Here is an 18,902-nt window from a genome sequence, read left to right as displayed (position 1 = left end):
CCCTACTTCCGGACGCGGTACCAGAGGCTCACGGCGTGGTCGGTCTGGTGGACGCGGGGCCGGTCCAGCCGGACGTGCGCGCCCCCGAGGTGCCGGAACATCGGCACGCCGTCGCCGAGCAGGATCGGCGCGACGAACATCAGCACGTCGTCGACCTCGCCCGCCGCCAGGCACTGCCGGCCCACGTCGGCGCCGATGATGCAGGCGTACCCGTCCCCGGCGGCGTCCTTCGCCGTGGTCACCGCGGTGTCCAGGTCGGTCACGAACGTGGTGCCCGGTACCGCGACCGACGGCGGGTTGCGCGTCAGCACGATCTGCGGCCCCTCCCAGGCCCCGCCGAACGGGCCTTCCTTCTCGGTGCCCATGTTCGGGTCGTCACCGCGGTACGACCGGCCGCCGATGAGGCACGACCCGACCTGGGCCACCAGTTCGTCGGCGACCGGGTCGGGGCCGAGGAAGTCACGCAGCCACTGCATGTCGTCGTTCGGGCCGGCGATGAAACCGTCGAGGGACATCGTCGCGCCGTAGAGCAGCTTTCCCATCGTGTTCAACTCCTGGGTGAGTTCGTCGGGAACCCTCGTTGAGACGGTGTCCCGGCGGAAAACTCATCGGTCGGCCGGAGAAATCTCCGCCGGCAGCCCGAACGCCGGGAACAGCGCCGGATCGTGGAACGCGGTCATCTCGGTGACGAACCCGTCCCGGACCTCCAGCACCGAGATCGCGAACGGCCGGAAGCCGGGGTCGCCGGGTCGCCGGGTCCACGACGCGACCGCCGGTTGACGGTTCGCGCCCACCGGCCGCACCACGAACTCGCCGACGTAGCCCTCCAGCGCCGGATCCCAGCTCGACGCCAACGCCCGCCGGACGTTCTCCCGCCCGCGGAACCACACCGGCCACGGCGGCATTGTCGTCCGGACGTCGTCGGCCAGCAGCGCGGCCACCGCGTCGACGTCGCCGCGGTGCACCGCGTCGAGGTAGCGGGTGAGCAGTTGTTTCTCGGCGAGGGTCGGCTCGGTGGCGGCGCGCCAGTCCGCCCGGCGCTGCGGGAGGTTCTCCCGGAGGGTGGCGCGGGCGCGCTGGAGAGCGCTGTTGACCGCCGGAACACTCAATTCCAACGCGGCGGCGACGTCGGACGCCGGCCAGCCGTGCACGTCACGCAGCACCAGCGCGGCCCGCTGGCGCGCGGGCAGGAACTGCAGCGCGGCGAGGAACGCCAGCTCGATCGTCTCGCGCCGGACCGCCACGGCCTCGGGGCCCGACTCGGCCGGCGCCACCAGCTCCTGGTCGGGGAACGGTTGGAGCCAGGGCACGTCGGTCCGCGGGGCGAAGCCGACGCTCGGGTCGGAGGGCCCGGCCCGGTGGTGCGGGAGCACCCGGCGGGCTTTCCCGTCGAGCCAGTCGAGACACGCGTTCGTGGCGATGCGGTACAGCCACGCCCGCAGCGTCGATCGCCCCTCGAACGTGTCGCGCTTGGTCCACGCGCGCAGGAACGTCTCCTGCACCAGGTCCTCGGCGTCGGTGTACGACCCGAGCAGGCGGTAACAGTGGACACGCAGCTCCCGCCGGTGTCCTTCGAGCTCGTCGGCGTCCAGCGGCGTCACCGGGCCGAGTCTGCCAGGAACTCCCGCACGGTCCGCCGGAACCCGGCGGGCTCCTCCACCCACGGAACGTGACCGGCGTCGAGGCTCACGCGCCGGACGTCGGGCAGCGCGCGCTCGAGCGAATCGACGGCGTCGCGCGGGCGCAGGTCGTGGCGCCCGTCCACGATCAGCGTCGGAACGGTGAGCCCGCGGCACCGGGCCGGGAGGTCACCGCGCTCGAGGTACCGGCCGACCTCGGCGTTCAACGCGTCCGCGCACTCCGGGTTCAGGCCGTGCCACGGCGTGGCCATGCGCTCGGCGTGCTCGCGGGCGGTCGCCGGGTCCACGAAGTCGGTCGACCACTGCAGGATCGCCCGTTCCCGGCCGTCCTCGAGCTCGTACCAGCGCGGGTCGACCCGGGCGGCGAAGTTCCGCCGGTACGTGGGCTTCCAGGTGTGTTCGGGGTCGATCCCGACGCCGGAGACGTAGACGATCCGGTTGACGCGGCCGGGGTGCTCGAGGGCGTACAGGAGAGCGAGCAGGGCACCCCACGAGTGACCGAGGACGTCGAACCGAGGGCGGTCGCCCAGATCGTCGAGGTCGGCGACGAAGCGGGCCACGGTGTACGGGCCGTCGCGCGGCGAGCGGCCGCAGCCGCGTTGGTCCCAGCGGATGACGGTGGCCGTGTCGTCGAAGAAGCCGGCGACGTCGTCGAAGTAGTCCCAGATGCCCGGTCCGCCGTGGCAGAGGACGAGTGGGGCGCCGGTGCCGGACCGGGAGGTCCAGGGCGTCACCGGGTGGCGGCCGCGGTGACCAGGGCCTCGAGGACGGACGGGTCGACGGCGTCGACGCGCTTGAGGTAGACGCAGCTGGTGCCGGTGGTGTGCGGGCCCAGGGCGTCGAGCAGTTCGGTCTTGCGCGGGAAGTCGTCGCCCAGATAGAGGGTGGTGGCGGCTTTCCGGGGCGAGAAGCCGATGCGGAACCAGTCGAGCGTCGCGCCCGACGCGTACCGCAGCTGGGTGGACCCGAAGCCGACGATGTTCGCGCCCCACATCGCGCCCGGGTCGCCGGTAACGCGGGCCATCAGGGCGCGGATCGTGTGGGCGTCGGCGCGGCGGACCTCACCGGGTACCGCGGCGAGGAAGTCGTCGACGTTCGCGTCGGTGCGTGCGGTCTTGGGCGTGGCCATGGGCCCAGCATGGCCTCAGGTCGGGGTGCGTGCCAGGCGGTTGCGGCGATGCGCGGCCATTCGCACCGGCGCGTCGGGCCAGCCGTAGCCGTCGTAGCCGTCGACGCGCTGCACCAGGAGCAGGAACAGCCGGCCGCCGAGGAGCTGGGTGCCGACCTGCAGGTAGGTGCCGTCGTCGCGCGTGTAGAGGATGCCGAGGTCGCGGTAGGTCGCGAGCTCGTGCGGGTCGAGTTCGTACCGGGCGGCGAGGTCGTCGTAGTAATTGTCGGGGATGGCGAGCAGGGGCGCGCCGGCGGCGCGGGCCGCGCGGGCGGCGGCCACGACGTCGTCGGTGGCGAACGCGACGTACTGCGGGTCGGCGACCGCGGGTGCCCAGTCGCCGCGCCGCAGCCGCGCCACCGTGAGGGCCAGCCGCACGCCGCGTGCGTCGTCGGTGAGCGCGCGGGCCCGGATGAGGCCGAACGGAGCGGCGAACTCGCCCGCCGTGACCGGGGTGAGGCCCAGCACCGCGCGGTAGAAGAGCGCGGCTTCGTCGAAGTGGTCGAAGGGTTCGGAGAGTCCGACGTGGTCGATGCGGGTGACGCCGATGCCCGCCGGTGCCGTGCGGTCGGCCGGCACGAAGTCGCTGCTCCAGCCCCCGGGGTAGTCGCCGGTGCGGGCGAAGAACAACGGGGTGCCGTCGGGGGCGGCCACCGCGGCCAGGTCGGCCTCGGCCGGTCCCCGTTCCCGGGGCAGCAGCGGCGCCAGCAGGCGCTGGGCCCGCAGTGCCGCGGCGGGTGGGTCCGCGGACTCGACCGCGAGCGCACCGAGCGCCGCTCCCCCGGTGCCGGCGGCGTTGACCAGCACCCGCGCGCGCCCCTGCTCCCACCGTTCGACGGGTTTGGTCCGGTGCCGCCCGGTGCGGGCGAACCCGAGCGCCGCGAGCACACCGCCGAGCCGGGCCGCCTCGGCCGGCTCCGCGAGCAGCTCCACGAACGCGTGCCCACCCAGCACCGGCGCGGGCGCCCCCACCGGGTCACCGGTGATCGCCACCCGGTCAACGGTGACCGCCACCGGAGCGCCGGGAGCCGCCACCGGAGCGCCGGGGACCGCTGACGTGCGGGCGGTGGCTTCGGCGAGGGCCAGCAGGGAGCGGCGGGCGTCCACCGCCGTCGGCCCCGGATCGGCCTGCCGGAACACGTCGTTGAACACCTCGAGCGACAACGGCCCCGCGTACCCCGCGGCCAGCACCGGCGCCAGGAACGCCGGCAGGTCGAACGCACCCTGCCCCGGGAACAACCGGTGATGCCGGCTCCACTGCAGAACGTCCATCGAGAGGTGCGGAGCGTCCGCGAGCTGCAGGAAGAAGATCTTCTCGCCGGGGATCGCGGCGATCGGCGCGGGATCGGACCCCCGCGACAGGATGTGGAAGCTGTCCAGGCAGACGCCGAGCGCCGGGTGGTCGGCCCGCGCCACCACGTCCCAGGAGCGCTCGTACGTGTTCACGTGCGAACCCCAGGCCAGCGCCTCGTAGGCGATCCGCAGCCCGCGCGCCGCCGCACGCGACGCCAGCTCGGTCAGCTGCGCGGCGAGCAGCCCGTCGTCGGCCACGGCGTCCGGCCCGACCGACGAACACACCAGCACCACGTCGACGCCCAGCTCGGCCATCACGTCGAACTTGCGCTCGGCCCGGCGCAGGTTCGCCGCGAACCGCGCGGGGTCGGTCGAGTCGAGGTCGCGGAAGGGTTGGTACAGGTCGATCGAGAGCCCGAGGTCGTGGCAGAGCACCCGCACCTCGCCCGGGCTGGTCGGGGACGCGACCAGGTCGGGCTCGAAGATCTCGACCCCGTCGAAGCCGGCGTCGGCCGCGGCGACGAGCTTGTCCTCGAGGGTCCCGGAAAGGCACACGGTGGCGATGGCCGTCCTCATCGGACGGCCTCGGCGCGGATCAGGTCGTGCAGGTGGCGGGTCATCCGGTCGGCGTCGGGTTCGGCGCCGGTGAACAGGCGCATCGCGGCCACGGCCTGGTGGACGGCCATCGCGCCGCCGTCGAGCGTCCGGCAGCCCGCGGCCCGGGCGGCACGCAGCAACGCGGTCTCGAGCGGCCGGTAGACGATCTCCGCGACCCACCGCCCGGGCCGCAGGAGCGCCGGGTCCAGCGGTAACCCGGGATGTTCGGCCATCCCGACCGGGGTGGCGTGCACCAGCCCGTCCGCGTCCGCCAGCAGCCCGGCCAGTTCGGCCACCCCGTGCCCGACGACCCGCCCGGCCCCGCTCTCCGCGACCCCGTCGGCCGCGTGGTCGGTGGCGCCCGGTGACGGGGTGAAGCGGGCGGCCAGCGCGTCGGCCCGGTCGGCGTCCACGTCCACCACGTGGACGACACCGGCGTCGAGCGCGAGCAGCGCGTACGCGGCCGCCGCCCCGGCGCCGCCCGCCCCCAGCAGCACCACCGCGTTCCGCTCGACGCCCGGCAGGCCGGCGACCATCCCGTTGCGGAACCCTGACCAGTCGGTGTTGTGCCCGGTGGTGCGGCCGTCCGGCTCGAACACCACGGTGTTCACCGCCCCGATCTCCCCCGCCGCCCGCGACAGCGCGTCCAGGTGCGGGATCACGAGCTGTTTGCACGGGTGGGTGATGTTCAGCCCGCGGAAGCCGGCCCGCCGCGCCTCGTCGACCAGGTCGCCGACCGCGTCCGGGTCGCGGTGCAGTTCGTCGAGGTCGAACCGCCGGTAGGAGTAGTCGAGCCCGAGGTGCGCGGCCTCCTGCTCGTGCAGCGCCGGGGACAGGGACGGGCCGATGCCGGCGCCGATCAGGCCGACGAGCACGTGGTCGGTTCCGCGCGGTGCGAGGGATGAGAGGGACACGGCTCTCCTCCGGCTTAATGTACTGGATAGTTAGTTGTAGCTCACGTCGACGCCCGGCGGAAGGGGTACCCATGACCGCAGGGCTTAGGGTCGGGTCGTGACCGCCGCCCCCGCCGACGACGTGACGCCGGAGCGCCAGCGCGACGCCGAGCGGACCCGCGCCGAGATCCTGGACGCCGCGACCGAGGAGTTCGCCAGCCGCGGGTACGCCGGCGGCCGGGTGGACGAGATCGCGGCGAAGACCCGCACCACCAAGCGGATGATCTACTACTACTTCGGCTCCAAGCAGGGGCTCTACCTCGCGGTGCTGGAGCGGGCGTACGCCGGGATCCGGCGGCTCGAGCAGGAGCTGGACGTCGACCACCTCGACCCGGCGCGGGCCATGCGGGCGCTGGCCGAGCTGACGTTCGACCACCACCAGTCGCACCCGGCGTTCATCCGGCTGGTGAGCATCGAGAACATCCACCACGCCGAGCACCTGCGCACCTCACCGATCCTGCCGACCCTCGCGGCGCCCGCGGTCGACGTGCTCAGCGGCATCCTGGACCGGGGCCGGGCCGCCGGGCTGTTCCGCGACGACGCCGACGCGCTCGACGTCCACATGATCATCAGCAGTTTCTGCGTGTTCCGCACCGCGAACCGGTACACGTTCGAGGCGATCTTCGGCCGCGACATGCTCGACGCCGACCGCAGCGCGCACCACCGGCGGATGATCGGCGACCTGGTGCTGGAGTACCTGACCGCCCACGTTGGCCGCGCCTGATTCCCCTCTTGACAGGAACACACGGGCTAACTCACCCTCTGGTACCTAACCGTACGGTTCATTAGCGCGACCCCTCGCTGTGTCTGCACCGACGCACACCACCAGGGAGCCCCCGTGTCAGAGCCCATCGCCCAACCCCGCAAGGCCGCGTTAGCCGCCTGGATCGGCAGCGCGCTCGAGTACTACGACTTCTTCATCTACGGAACCGCCGCCGCGCTCGTCTTCAACAAGGTGTTCTTCCCCGACTCCGACCCGGCGACCGGCACGCTGCTCGCCCTGGCCACGTTCGGGGTGGGCTACGCGGCCCGGCCGATCGGCGCGTTCATCCTGGGGCACGTCGGCGACAAGTTCGGCCGCAAGCGCGTGCTGGTGTTCACGCTGATGCTGATGGGCGTCTCCACGTTCCTGGTCGGCTGCCTGCCGACGTACGCGCAGGTCGGAGTCCTCGCCCCGACGCTGCTCGTGGTGCTGCGGCTCGCGCAGGGCTTCTCCGCGGCCGGCGAGCAGGCCAGCGCGAACTCGATGACGCTGGAGCACGCGCCGGAGGGCCGCCGCGGGTTCTTCACCAGCTTCACCCTCAACGGCACCCAGATGGGGCAGATCCTCGCGACCGCGGCGTTCCTGCCGGTCGCCGCGCTGCCGGAGTCGGCGCTGCTCAGCTGGGGCTGGCGGATCCCGTTCCTGCTGAGCGTGTTCGTGATGCTGGTCGGGTACCTGATCCGGCGCCGGATGGAGGAGACGCCGGCGTTCGTGCAGGAGGACAGCGCGAAGATGCCGCTGGCGATCCTGTTCCGGGACCACTGGGCGTCGGTGCTGCGGGTGATCCTGGTGGCGACGGTCGCGTCGGTGAGCACGATCTTCGGGGTGTACGCGCTGTCGTTCGGCACCGACACGGCCGGGCTGGAGCGGTCCACGCTGCTGTGGGTGGGCGTGCTGGCCAACGTGGTCGCGCTCGGGGCGATCCCGCTGTGGGCGTCGCTGGCCGACCGGATCGGCCGGAAGCCGGTGATGATCGGGGGCACGCTCGGCTCGGCGGCGTTGATGTTCGCGTACCTGTCGGCGATCGGCCACGGGAACTGGGTGCTGATCTTCGCGGTCGGCATCCTGCTGTCGGGCGTGGTGTACAGCGCGCCGAACTCCACCTGGCCCGCGTTCTACGGTGAGATGTTCACGACCCGGGTGCGGCTGTCGGGGATGGCGATCGGCACCCAGATCGGGTTCGCGATCGGCGGGTTCGCGCCGACGATCGGGGCCGCGGTGGCCGGCGACGGGCGCGACGGGTGGGTGCCGGTGGCCGTGATGCTGGCGGTGCTGTGCGTGATCTCCGCCGTGGCGACCGCCACCGCACGCGAGACCGCGCACGTCCCGACGGCCGACCTCGGCCGCAACGAGCGCCGCTCCCCCACGCAGATCCCCGCCCCCGCCTGATCGACGCCTTCCCGGGCCTACGACGGGTACCCGGCCCTACCCGGTCACCGGAACCCCCGAAAACCCGTCGTAGCCCCGAAAACCCGTCGTAGCCCGGAGAATCCGTCGTAGCTCCGGGAAGTCGCACGCGTTCCGCGCGTGATGTCGCACGCAGCGGGTGTACTGCGTCGATTGGCGGGGCATGTCGCGACCCTCTGACCGGGGAGGGCGCGCACCGTGGCGATTACGAGTACGACCGCAGCATCGACGGTGTCGACGGCGATCTCCGCGCCGCTGCGGGTGTGGGTACGGGTCGTGGCGACCGAGATCGGCATCATCCTGCTCGGCGTCGGCGCGTACCTCGCGGTGGCGGTCGGTGCCGCGGACCGGGTGGACGCCGCCACCGCGCACGCGCGCACGCTCGTCGCCGTCGAGGGCGCGCTCGGGCTCGACGTCGAGGTGGACCTGGCGACGTGGTGGGGCGCCGACCCCACCCGGGCCGTGATCGCCGACGCGTACTACGTCACCGCCCACTTCGCGGTACCGATCGTCCTCTTCGGCCTGCTCGTCCTGTTCCGCCCGGCCGCGTACCACCGCTACCGCACCGCGTTCGTCGCCGCGAGCCTGCTCGGCGTCGCGGTCTCCTGGCTCTGGCCCACCGCGCCGCCGCGTCTGGTCGAGGGGTTCGCGGACGCCCCGATCATCTCCGGGCTGGAGAACCCCTACGCGGCGTTCCCGAGCATGCACGTGGGCTGGGCGGTGTGGGCCGCGCTCGCGGTCGCCGCGCTCACCGCGAACGTCTGGCTGCGCGCGCTGGCCTGGCTGCACGCGGCGATCACCGGCGTCGTCGTGCTGGTCACCGGCCACCACTGGGTGCTCGACGTCGCCGGCGGCGTCCTCGTCGCCTACGCCGCGCTGGCGCTCGCCCGCGTCCTCCACCCGGAATCCGCCGGAAGATAGACGACAACCGAAAGCGCACCCGTCCCCCTCTGCACAGGGAAGGCTTCTTCTCGACGACGAAGGGCGACGGGTGACCGACCAAGCGGACCAGGCGTACCGCGAGTACGTCACGGACCGACAACCAATGCTGCGGCGGCTGGCCTATCTGCTCTGCCAGAACTGGCACAGCGCCGACGACCTGGTGCAGAACACCCTGGTCAAGCTGTACCTCCGCTGGGAGCGGGTCGCCGCGGCCACTGACCGGGACGCGTACGCACGCACGGTGCTCGTCCGGGTCTTCCTGTCCGAGCGACGATCGGGCTGGGCGCGCCGGGTCGTGCTCGTCGACGCCGGGCAGGACGCCACCGGGGTCTCGGATCCCGACCCGGCGGCCGCGGTCGCGGTCCGCACGGCGCTGGCCGCTTTACCTCCGCGGCAACGCGCGGTGATCGTGCTGCGCTTCTACTCCGACCTCTCGGTCGACCAGACCGCCGAGGCCCTGAACTGCTCCGCCGGCACCGTGAAGAGCCAGACGTCACGGGCACTGGCCGCTCTCCGCCGCGCTCTTCCCGACGACGAGCCGGCTGCGCATCGAGGAGTACCGCGATGAACGAACTACGAACCCGCGAGCTGCTCACCCGGATGGCGAACGACCCGGCTCCGCCCACCACCGTGGACGTCGACCGGGCCATCGTCACCGCCCGGCACCAGCGTCGGCGCACCCAGTGGGCCGTCGTCGGCGCCGCGGCGGCCGTCGTCCTGATCGTCACGCTCGGTGTGATGACCGCGTTCAAACCCGACGACCAGGCCCAGCCGGCGCCGTTCGTCTCGGCGGGAACCCCGTCGGCGCCCGCACCGAAGTTCGGTGTCGCTCCCCAGTACTTCGACCCGATGAACCCGCGCCTCGAGGTGGGGCACGTGCCCGACGGGCTCACCGAAGGGCTCTGGAACGCCGCGGTCACCGCGGAGTTCCGCACCTACGGGGGGAAGGCCGGCACCGCGATGACGGTGTACGCGATCCCCCGTAAGGGCGGCTTCCCGGCCACCGAATACTTCGGCGCGCCCCTCGACGGTCCGGACATCAACGGGCAGCCGAGCAAGTGGTACCAGCTTCCGGTGCCGGCGGCACCTTCGACGGCGACCCGGCCGGGCGACCCGCCGCCGGCGGCGACGGCGAAGCCGACCCGTGCGTTGAAGAACGCCGGCGTGCTGCGCTGGGAGTACGGGAAGGGCGGGTCGGTGCAGGTGGAGCTCACCAACGTCAAGGACCCGATGAAGGTCGCCGCCGAGGTGGCCCGCTCGGTGCGCCTCGACCGCCCGAAGCCGTTCCGCGCGCCGTACGAGATGAGCAAGCCGAAGATCCCGGTGGTGCGCACCGCCGGGGGCGGCGGCGCGAACCAGGTCATCGAGTTCGCCTCGGCGGGCTGGCGGCGGCCGTCGGCGATCGTCGGCGTGGGTGAGACGCGCGCGCCGAAGTACGTTCCGAAGCCCAACGCCACGGTCAACGGGCGCGAGATCCACGAGGAACTGGTCGACAGCATCACGATGATCGAGTTCCCGTTCGGCCCCGGCGCGGAGTTCTCGATCCAGTGCGGTGCCGCCGACGACACCGAACCGGCCAAGGCCGCGAACCGTGCCGAGTGCCGCCGGGTCGCGCTGAGCGCCAAACAGGTCGGCACGCTGGACGACCCGTCGAGTTGGTCCTCGTCGGTTTTGCGGTGAGGTAGGCCACAGAGCGCCCCATTCGAGCCCTCTCCGCGGTTAGGAATTTCGGTAGCGGTTGTTTCGTACGACCAAATTCCGACGGCGGAGAGGGCGGCATGGCCACCTTGCGTGACCGGCCCGAGGCCCGGCTGATCACGCGTGAGTTCAGCCTGCTGCTGGTCGCGGCGCTCGGCGTGTTCCTCGCGCTCGGCATGACGCTGCCGGTGCTCCCGTACTTCGTCCGCGAGCTCGGCGGCGGCGACCTGGCCATCGGCGTGGTCGTCGGCTCGATGGCGGTCTCCGCGGTGATGATCCGGCCGTTCACCGCACCGGCGATCCAGAACTGGGGTTTCCAGCGGCTGGTGCTGCTCGGCGGCGTCGCCGGAGCGCTGGCCACCGCGGGCCACGCGCTCGCCGACAGCTTCCCGGTGCTGCTCGCGCTCCGCCTGCTCACCGGAGCGGCGCTGGCGGTGATGTTCGTGGCGTGCATCGCCCGGGTGATGGCGACCGCGCCGGCCGAGCAGCGCTCCCGCGCGTCGAGCTACTTCTCGGTCGCGCCCTACCTGGGCATCGGGCTGGGGCCGGTGGTCGGCCAGCCGGTGTACGAGTCGTTCGGCTTCGGGCCGACGTTCCTGCTCGCCGGCGTGCTCCAGCTCGCCGGCACGCTCCCGATGCTGCTGGTGAAGAACCACCGCGACCCCGGTGAGAAAGTGCCGCGGTTCCACTCGGCGGCGCTCTGGCCGGGTGCGGTGCTGGCACTGGGGATCATCGGCGTGGTCGCGTTCAACGCCTACATCCCGCTCTACGTCGACGAGCTGCGCGGCTCGAACCCGGCGCTGATGTTCCTGGCCTACTCGGTCGTCGTGCTGGCCGCGCGGATCTTCGCCGGTGGGCTCCCCGACCGGATCGGCGCGGTCCGGGCCGGCACGCTGGCCACGGTCGGCGTCGTGCTCGGGCTGGTGATCATCGCGACCGCGCCGTCGCCGCTCTGGATCTACGTCGGCATCCTGCCGTTCGGTGCCGGTATCGCGTTCCAGTACCCCGGGCTGATGGCGCTCACGATCAGCCGGGTCAGCGAGGCCGAGCGCCCGGCCGCGGTCTCCACGTTCACGATGTTCTTCGACGTCGCGACCGGCCTCGGTGGTCTCGTCGTCGGCCAGGCCGCCGCGCTCGGCGGCTACCGGACCGCGTTCGCGGCCGCGGCCTGCTGCTCGGTGCTGGGGTTGGTCCTGCTCCGAACCGTGGTCGCCCGGAACGACTGATTCGGACGCCATGCCCGCCGCCGATCGTCGATTGGTGGCCGCGGTGCTGGCGGTGGTGCTCGGAGCCACGCTGATCGTCGTCGCGATCGAGCTGCGGCGGCCGGAAGGGGCGCCGGGCCCGGCGGAGGCCCCGCCGGTCCCGGCCGTGCGCAGCGTCGTCGAACTCGGCCCGATCGAGCAGGACGTGCGCGTCACCGCACGGGACAACGGGCAGAGCACCGCCTACGGGGACCACTCGGTGTGGGTGTTCGGTGACACCGTGCTGCGCGGCCCCGAGGGGTTCCTCTCGAACAGCACCGCGTCGACGACGGACCGGCGCGCCGCCGACGGCATCGACCTCAGCGGCTCCCGGCCGGCCGCGGTGATCACGCACACACCGGCGGAGTCGGCGTTCGAACTGGCGCACGGTGGCGACTGCACCCCGGCGAGCGACCTCTACTGTGGCGCGCGGTTCGCGTTCTGGCCCGGCCCGGTGATCGCCGACCCCCGCCGGGGCCGGGTGCTGATCTTCTACGTCAAGCTCTGCCGCAACGGCGGCGAGGGCACCCCCTGCTCCGGGACGTACGGACGGCCGCTGGGCACCGGGATCGCGGCTCTGGACATGCGTACCGGGCGGGTGACCAGGCTCGACGCGTCTCGGCCGGACCTGGTGCCCAGCGTCGAGGGCCCCGACCCGACGATGTTCTTCCCGCCCTCCGACGCGTACAACACCGCGGCCCTGGTGGCCGGCGGGGACGCGTACGTCTACGGCGCGTGCACCGAGCGGTGCCACCTGGCGCGGGTGCCGCTCGACCGGATCGGCGACCGGTCGCGGTGGCGGTTCTACTCCGGACACGACGCGGACGGGCGCGCACGCTGGTCGGCCGACGTGGGCGCGGCGGTGGACACGGTCGTGGCCGGCGCCGCCGGGAACACCGTCTTCCCGGTCCGGGGCGTGCGCGGATGGCTCAACGTCTACCTGCCGTACGGGGACAACGTCGTGCGCGCGCAGGTCGGCGGGTCGCCGTCCGGCCCGTGGTCGCCGTCCTTCCCGCTCTTCACGACGCGGGGCGCGGACATCAACTACGCCGGTTTCGGGCATCCCGAGTACGCCGAACGCGACGGTTTGGTGCAGTACCTGACGTATTTCCAGGCCGACACCGGGGACCTGCGTTTGGTGAAGGTCACTCTGGAAAGCTGAACCTGCGCCCCCACCTGCGCCGTTGCACACTGATGCGAGCCACTCCTACCCCTTCCGGAGATCGATGACCACGCACGCCCTCTGGTTCACCGCCCCGCGCGAGATCGAGATCCGACCCGTCGCCGACCCGTCACCGGGTGCGCACGACCTGCTGGTCCGCACCGTGTACTCGGGCATCAGCGCGGGCACCGAGCTCCTCGCCTACCGCGGTGAGCTCAACCCGTCCACCGAGCGCGACGAGACGCTCACCGCGCTCGCCGACGGCGGCTTCGCCTACCCGTTCCAGTACGGGTACAGCTGCGTCGGCGTCGTCGAGAGCGGGTCGCTGGCCGGGAAGACCGTGTTCGCGTTCCACCCCCACCAGGACCGGTTCGTCGCCGGCGAGGACGACGTCGTCGTGCTGCCCGACGACCTCGACCCACGCATCGGGACGCTGTTCCCGCTGGTCGAGACCGCGCTGCAGCTCGCGCTCGACGCCGGTCCGGTGCTCGAGGACACCGTCGTGGTGACCGGGCTGGGTGCGGTCGGGCTCCTGACGTCGCTGTTGCTGCAGCGGGCCGGCGCGTCGGTCGTCGCCGTGGAGCCGGAGACCACGCGCCGGGACCGTGCGCGCGAGCTCGGCCTGCGCGCGGTGGCACCGGACGAGGCGCCCGGCGAGGTGCCGCTGCTGATCGAGACGTCGGGGGCGCCGCGTGCGCTGGCCGACGGGCTGGCGCTGCTCGCGCACGAGGGCACCGCGCTCGTGGGGTCGTGGTACGGCACCAAGCCGGTGCCGCTGCCGCTCGGTGAGCACTTCCACCGGCGCCGGCTCACGATCCGCAGCAGCCAGGTGTCGACGATCCCGTTCGCGGCCCAGGGGCGCTGGACGAACGCCCGGCGACGCGTCACCGCACGCGACCTGCTCTCCGAGCTGCCGCTGACGTCGCTGGCCACGACCGAGGTCGCCTTCGCCGACGCGGCGTCCGCCTTCGCCGCGATCGACCGTGGCGATCCGGGCATTCTGCACACCGCTCTGCGCTACATCCGATAGGAGTTACACCATGTACGAAGCAGGCACTGAGCGCGGAGTACGCGCATTCCACACCATGCCCGACATGCCGCCCCCGGAGGGTGAGAAGCACTCGCACGACTACCGGTTGGCGCTCGTCGTCTCCCGCGAGCAGCTCGACGAGAAGGGCATGGTCGTCGACCTCGACGTGCTCGTCGGCGCGCTCGAGGGCCTCACGGAACAACTCCAGGACAACGATCTGGACGAGATCGTCGCGCCGGAGATCGGCAAGGAAGCGGTCACCGTCGAGGACTTCGCGCACTGGGTGCACGGCCGGATCGGCGCCGCGATCGGCACGCCGGGCGCGACCCTGTCGGTGCGCGTCTACGAGAACGCGACCGAGTTCGGCGGCTACTCGGGCGTGCTCGCCTGAGTACGTTAGCCGTTGCGCTGCTGACGCTGGGTGATCCGGCGACGATGACCGGTGGGTACCTCTACCACCGGCGCGTCGCCGATCGCGCGGCCGCCAACGACGCGCGCCTCGAGTTCGTGTCGGTGCCGGAGCGGTCGTTCCCGGCGTCCGTCGCCGCCGGCCGCGGTCTGCTCGCCGACCTGGCGGCCCGCCGCCCCGACGCGATCCTGCTCGACAGCATCGCCGCCGCGTACCTGGGCCCGTGGCTCCGGCGTACCGGCTCGGCGGCGGGCGGGCGGTGGCGGTGGCGCGCGCGCGGACTGCCGCCGATCGTCGGGATGCTGCACCAGCCCCCGGGCGGAATCGACCACTCGGGCGTCCGCCGGCAGATCCAGGCCGTGCTCGACCGGCGGGCGTACCGCTTCGCGTCGAAACTGCTGATCGCCAGCGAGGACCTGGCCGACACGCTCCGCACGTCGGGCTTCCCGGCGGACCTGCTGACGGTCGTGGCGCCCGGGCGCGACCCGGCCGACGACGCCGTCGCGCCCGGCGGCGATCTGCGGCAGGGCCGGCGGACCGCGGTGCTCTCGGTCGGCAACTGGGTCGAGCGCAAGGGCCTGCTCGACCTGCTCGAGGCCGTCGCGGCCCTCCCGGCCGACGCGGCGACCCTGCACCTGGTCGGCGACCCGGACCTCGACCCCGAGTACGCCGCGCGCGTGCGGCGGCGCATCGACCGCGACGACCTCGCCGGCCGGGTGCGTGTCCACGGCCTCGTCACCCCGGCCGAGGTCGTCGGCTTCTACCGCGCCGCGGACGTGTTCGCGCTGGCCAGCGTCCGCGAACCGTACGGGACGGTGTACGGCGAGGCGATGACCGAGGGCCTGCCGGTCGTCGGCTGGGACGCCGGGAACCTTCCCCACCTGGCCCGGCACGGCCGCGAGGGGTTCGCGGTGCCGCCCGGCGACGTCGCGGCCCTGACCGCGGCCCTGCGCACGCTCGCCGACGACGACGAGCGGCGCCGCACCATGGCCGCGGCCGCGAAGGCCCGTTCGGACTCCTTTCCGAACTGGGACGACACGGCTCGCGTGCTATTCACTGAGATCCGGGCCGTAGTGGAGGAGACGCGGACGTGAGCGAGTTCGATGCAGTCCTGTTCGACGCCGGCGACACCCTGATCCGCCTGGCCGGCAGCGGCGAGACCCTGCTGCACCGCGCGGCGGCCGACCTCGGGGTGGCCCCGCTGGACCCCGGCGAGGTGACCGACGTCTGGAAGCGGGTCCTCGACCGCAGCAGCACGGCCGAGGAGATGGCCAAGGGCCGCGACCTGTCCGAGGAGAAGCACCACGACGTGTGGATCGCGCTCTACCGGTCGGCCGGTGCCGAGCAGCTCGCCGAGGGCCTCTCGGAGAAGCTGTACGCCCGCACGGTGGCCGCCGAGTCCTGGGAGGCGTTCCCCGACACGGTGCCGACGCTGAGCGCGCTCCGCGACCGCGGGACGAAGATCGGCATCGTCAGCGACACCGGCTTCGACATCCGGCCCGCGATGGAACGGCTCGGCATCATGGCCTATGTGGACACCGTGGTCATGTCGTACCAGCACGGCATGTGCAAGCCCGCGACCCCGGTGTTCCTGGCCGCCTGCGACGCGCTCGCGGTCGACCCGGCGCGTGCCCTGTTCGTCGGCGACAATCCGCTCACCGACTCGGGCGCGATCGCCGTCGGAATGCACGCCTTTCTGCTCCCGCGGCCCACGGCGACGGGCCCACGCGGGCTCGGGCACGTCCTGTCGCTTGTTTGACTGAACCTTCTGGGGCAACCGCCCGTGCTACCTGGCGCGCGACACGGGGTCGTGACCGGACCGGAACGGGTGGATCAGTGACGTTAGATGTTCGAGTCAGCGCGGCGAGTCCTCTCTGCGGTGCCACCGCCGGAGTGCTCCTGCAGACCGCCGTGCTCGGTGGTCTGGCCGCGGGTGTCGGGCTCGGCACCCCCGGATGGCTGGCCGGCATCACGTTCGCGGTGGCCACCTGGGCCCTGCTCAGCAGCGCGCTGCTCCGCTCGGGCGCGACGTCACTGGGGCCGGCCAACGCGGTGACGCTCACCCGGTGCACGCTCGTGGGCGGCGTCACCGCGCTGGTCGCGGACTCGGTGGCCACCCGGGCGGCACCGGTCGTGGTCCTGGTGACGCTGGCCGTCGTCGCCTGGCTGATGGACGGCATCGACGGGCAGGTGGCCCGCCGCACCGGCACCACCACGAAGCTGGGCGGCCGGTTCGACGGCGAGGTGGACTCGATCCTCGCGCTGGTGCTCAGCGTGTACGTCGCCCACACGCTCGGCCTCTGGGTGATCGGCGCGATCGGCGCGTACCGCTACCTGTACCTGGCGGCCGGCTGGGGCCTTCCCTGGCTGCGCGGCGACCTGCCCCGCCGGCAGTCACGCAGCGCCATCGCCGCCGTTCAGGGCATCGTCCTGATCGTCGCGGCGGCCGGGGTCGTGCCCGGCTCCGTCATGACGACGATCGCCGCAGTGTCGCTGGCCTTACTGACGTTCTCGTTCGGCCGGGACATCGTCACCCTGTACCGAGCGCACCGCGTGAGCCGCAGGCATACTGCTGAGACCCCTGCGGTTCGAACCGGTACCGTCGCGGAACCGTACGTGGGAGTAGGTCAGGAATCATGAACGGAGATCGGGTGACGTTGACGGAGGCACCCCGCTACGCGCCGACGTGGCTGGAGCTGCGTGAACCCGCCGACGCCGAGGCCCGCTCGCGCGACCTGCTCGTCCCGCTGCGCGCCCACCTGGCCGAGACGCTCGCGACCCGTGGGTCGCTCCTGATCCGGGACCTCGGCTGCGGCACCGGCTCGATGCAGCGCTGGCTCGCCCCGCAGCTCGACGGGCCGCAACGCTGGATACTGCAGGACCACGACGCCGACCTGCTCGCGTTCGCGTCCGCCAACGCCACGGAGTTCTCCGCCGACGCCTCCCGCGTCACCGTGATGACCCGGCACGCCGACCTCACCCAGCTCTCGCCCGGCGACCTGCGCTCGACGTCGCTGATCACCGCGTCCGCGCTGCTCGACCTGCTCAGCGTCGACGAGATCGACCGGCTGGCCGCCACCTGTGTCGAGGCCGGGTGCCCGGCGCTGATCACGCTGTCGGTCACCGGCACGATCGAGCTCTCCCCCGCCGATCCGCTCGACGACGAGCTCACGGCCGGGTTCGCCGACCACCTCCGCCACCACGTCGAAGGCCGGGAGCTGCTCGGCCCCGACGCTGGCGCGGCCGCCGCGGACGCGTTCACCCGGCGCGGCTGGGTGGTCGAGCAGCGGGCGAGCACCTGGCGGCTCGGGCCCGCCCACCCGGCGCTCACCGCGGAATGGCTCCGCGGATGGGTTCCGGCCGCCGCCACCCGCCGGCCCGGGCTCGACGCCGACGCCTACCTCGCCCGCCGGCTCGACGCCCTCGCCACGGGCGCCCTGCGGGCCACCGTCCACCACACCGACCTGCTCGCCCTCCCGCACCGGGCGACGACACCTCTTGGGGCAACGGAATGAAGCAACGCATCTGGGCCTGGGTCCGGACGCTCGGCGGGGTCGCCATCATCGGCGTCCTGCTGTGGCGTCTCGGCTCGAACGCGTTCCTGGACGGGTTGCGTGTCATCAACGTCTGGTCGCTGCTCGCCGCGTTCGGCATCGGGTTGCTGGCGACCGTGGCCAGCGCCTGGCGCTGGGTGCTGGCGGCCCGCGGCCTCGGGATCAGGATGCCGCTGCACAGCGCGGTGGCGGACTACTACCAGTCGCTGTTCCTCAACGCGACGCTCCCCGGCGGGCTGCTCGGCGACGTCCACCGCGCGGTGCGCAACGGGCGGGACACCGGCGACGTGGGGCGCGGCGTGCGTGCCGTCGTGCTGGAGCGGTTCGCCGGCCAGGTCGCGATGTTCGTGATCGGCGGCGCGGTGCTGCTCGCGCACCCGTGGCTGCTGCACTACGTCTGGGTGCGGGTACCGCGGTCGCTGCTGGTGGGCGTCCTCGTCGCCGTGGTCGTGCTCACGGCCGTCGTCGCGTCCCGGCCGGGGCTGCGCCGCCGGGCCGCCGCGGTGGGCCGGGACGTGCGCCACGGGCTGCTCGCGAAGCGCAACTGGATCTGGGTCGGGTTCTCCTCGGCCGTCGTCGTGGTGTCGCACCTGGCCACGTTCGTGCTGGCGGCGCGGGCCGCCGGTGCCACCGCCCCGGTCGGGCAGCTGCTGCCGCTGATGGTGCTGGCGCTGCTGGTCATGGCCGTGCCGCTGAGCGTCGGCGGGTGGGGGCCCCGGGAGGGCTTCTGCGCGTGGGCGTTCGGGCTGGCCGGGCTCGGCGCCCAGGAAGGGCTCACGATCGCGGTCGTGTACGGACTGTTCGCGCTGGTCGCGGCGCTGCCCGGGATCGCGGTGCTCGGTTACCGCCTGTTCGTCCGCCGCCGGGCCGCCCTCGCGCCGGTGAGCCCGGCCGTCTCCCCGGCCGTGTCCCCGGCCGCGCCCCGGCCGATGCTCGCGATCGAGGCCGCGCCCTCCGAGCCGGCCCGGCCGGCGATCGAGGCCGGCGACGCCGCTCGCGCGCGCACCGCCCGGCGCGAGCTCGCCACCGCGGCCGCCTGAAC

At 73.0% G+C, this 18,902-nt stretch carries 20 protein-coding genes; 14 read left to right on the top strand and 6 right to left on the bottom strand.

From position 1 onward, the window contains the following. Positions 1-2: 2 nt before the first annotated feature. The 6 genes from ABD437_RS03905 to ABD437_RS03880 form a co-directional block, all read right to left on the bottom strand. Complete coding sequence (locus ABD437_RS03905) at positions 3-542, bottom strand: dihydrofolate reductase family protein (RefSeq protein ID WP_344647348.1); 540 nt, start codon at positions 540-542, stop codon at positions 3-5. A 63-nt stretch (positions 543-605) separates the two neighbouring features. After that, positions 606-1,601 carry an RNA polymerase subunit sigma-70 gene (locus ABD437_RS03900; RefSeq protein WP_344647347.1) on the bottom strand — a complete coding sequence of 332 codons (996 nt, stop codon included), beginning with the start codon at positions 1,599-1,601 and terminating at the stop codon, positions 606-608. Further along, positions 1,598-2,374, bottom strand: a complete 777-nt coding sequence (locus ABD437_RS03895) for an alpha/beta fold hydrolase (RefSeq protein WP_344647346.1) — start codon at positions 2,372-2,374, stop codon at positions 1,598-1,600. The genes ABD437_RS03900 and ABD437_RS03895 overlap by 4 nt, the downstream gene beginning before the upstream one ends. After that, entirely contained in the window at positions 2,371-2,769 is a 399-nt protein-coding gene (locus tag ABD437_RS03890) for a DUF1801 domain-containing protein (RefSeq protein WP_344647345.1), read from the bottom strand. Before ABD437_RS03890 ends, ABD437_RS03895 begins: the two co-directional genes overlap by 4 nt. Positions 2,770-2,784: 15 nt before the next feature. After that, positions 2,785-4,677 carry a sugar phosphate isomerase/epimerase and 4-hydroxyphenylpyruvate domain-containing protein gene (locus ABD437_RS03885; protein WP_344647344.1) on the bottom strand — a complete coding sequence of 631 codons (1,893 nt, stop codon included), beginning with the start codon at positions 4,675-4,677 and terminating at the stop codon, positions 2,785-2,787. After that, the gene (locus tag ABD437_RS03880; protein ID WP_344647343.1) at positions 4,674-5,612 is read right to left on the bottom strand and encodes a shikimate dehydrogenase; all 939 of its coding nucleotides are present in this window, start codon (positions 5,610-5,612) and stop codon (positions 4,674-4,676) included. The genes ABD437_RS03885 and ABD437_RS03880 overlap by 4 nt, the downstream gene beginning before the upstream one ends. A gap of 97 nt (positions 5,613-5,709) precedes the next feature. Here ABD437_RS03880 and ABD437_RS03875 point away from each other — a divergent pair, with 97 nt between their 5' ends. The 14 genes from ABD437_RS03875 (at position 5,710) to ABD437_RS03810 (ending at position 18,900) form a co-directional block, all read left to right on the top strand. Further along, positions 5,710-6,375: a TetR/AcrR family transcriptional regulator gene (locus tag ABD437_RS03875; RefSeq protein WP_344647342.1), complete on the top strand. Its 666-nt coding sequence runs from the start codon at positions 5,710-5,712 to the stop codon at positions 6,373-6,375. 114 nt (positions 6,376-6,489) lie between these two features. Then, a complete protein-coding gene (locus ABD437_RS03870; RefSeq protein WP_344647341.1) occupies positions 6,490-7,803 on the top strand; it encodes an MFS transporter in 1,314 nt (437 codons plus the stop codon). A 216-nt stretch (positions 7,804-8,019) separates the two neighbouring features. Continuing rightward, on the top strand, positions 8,020-8,742 hold the full coding sequence (locus ABD437_RS03865; RefSeq protein WP_344647340.1) for a phosphatase PAP2 family protein: 723 nt from the start codon (positions 8,020-8,022) through the stop codon (positions 8,740-8,742). A gap of 70 nt (positions 8,743-8,812) precedes the next feature. Next, positions 8,813-9,331: a SigE family RNA polymerase sigma factor gene (locus ABD437_RS03860; protein WP_344647339.1), complete on the top strand. Its 519-nt coding sequence runs from the start codon at positions 8,813-8,815 to the stop codon at positions 9,329-9,331. Next, positions 9,328-10,443, top strand: a complete 1,116-nt coding sequence (locus ABD437_RS03855; protein ID WP_344647338.1) for a hypothetical protein — start codon at positions 9,328-9,330, stop codon at positions 10,441-10,443. The genes ABD437_RS03860 and ABD437_RS03855 overlap by 4 nt, the downstream gene beginning before the upstream one ends. A gap of 98 nt (positions 10,444-10,541) precedes the next feature. After that, a complete protein-coding gene (locus tag ABD437_RS03850) occupies positions 10,542-11,687 on the top strand; it encodes an MFS transporter (RefSeq protein ID WP_344647337.1) in 1,146 nt (381 codons plus the stop codon). A 34-nt stretch (positions 11,688-11,721) separates the two neighbouring features. After that, entirely contained in the window at positions 11,722-12,867 is a 1,146-nt protein-coding gene (locus ABD437_RS03845) for a glycoside hydrolase family 183 protein (RefSeq protein WP_344647336.1), read from the top strand. A gap of 64 nt (positions 12,868-12,931) precedes the next feature. Continuing rightward, a complete protein-coding gene (locus tag ABD437_RS03840; RefSeq protein ID WP_344647335.1) occupies positions 12,932-13,897 on the top strand; it encodes a zinc-dependent alcohol dehydrogenase in 966 nt (321 codons plus the stop codon). Between the two features lie 10 nt (positions 13,898-13,907). Next, positions 13,908-14,288: a 6-pyruvoyl trahydropterin synthase family protein gene (locus tag ABD437_RS03835; protein WP_344647334.1), complete on the top strand. Its 381-nt coding sequence runs from the start codon at positions 13,908-13,910 to the stop codon at positions 14,286-14,288. Beyond that, on the top strand, positions 14,177-15,400 hold the full coding sequence (locus ABD437_RS03830; protein ID WP_425558086.1) for a glycosyltransferase: 1,224 nt from the start codon (positions 14,177-14,179) through the stop codon (positions 15,398-15,400). Before ABD437_RS03835 ends, ABD437_RS03830 begins: the two co-directional genes overlap by 112 nt. Next, positions 15,397-16,065: an HAD family hydrolase gene (locus ABD437_RS03825; protein WP_344647332.1), complete on the top strand. Its 669-nt coding sequence runs from the start codon at positions 15,397-15,399 to the stop codon at positions 16,063-16,065. Before ABD437_RS03830 ends, ABD437_RS03825 begins: the two co-directional genes overlap by 4 nt. Before the next feature lie 134 nt (positions 16,066-16,199). Beyond that, positions 16,200-16,946: a CDP-alcohol phosphatidyltransferase family protein gene (locus ABD437_RS03820; protein ID WP_344647331.1), complete on the top strand. Its 747-nt coding sequence runs from the start codon at positions 16,200-16,202 to the stop codon at positions 16,944-16,946. Between the two features lie 11 nt (positions 16,947-16,957). Then, complete coding sequence (locus tag ABD437_RS03815) at positions 16,958-17,821, top strand: class I SAM-dependent methyltransferase (protein WP_344647330.1); 864 nt, start codon at positions 16,958-16,960, stop codon at positions 17,819-17,821. Further along, complete coding sequence (locus ABD437_RS03810; protein WP_344647329.1) at positions 17,818-18,900, top strand: lysylphosphatidylglycerol synthase transmembrane domain-containing protein; 1,083 nt, start codon at positions 17,818-17,820, stop codon at positions 18,898-18,900. The genes ABD437_RS03815 and ABD437_RS03810 overlap by 4 nt, the downstream gene beginning before the upstream one ends. The last annotated feature ends 2 nt before the right edge of the window (positions 18,901-18,902 follow it).

The organism is Cryptosporangium japonicum (assembly GCF_039524755.1).
In the GTDB taxonomy this organism is placed as follows: domain Bacteria; phylum Actinomycetota; class Actinomycetes; order Mycobacteriales; family Cryptosporangiaceae; genus Cryptosporangium; species Cryptosporangium japonicum.
This window is presented reverse-complemented; position numbering and strand designations above follow the sequence as displayed.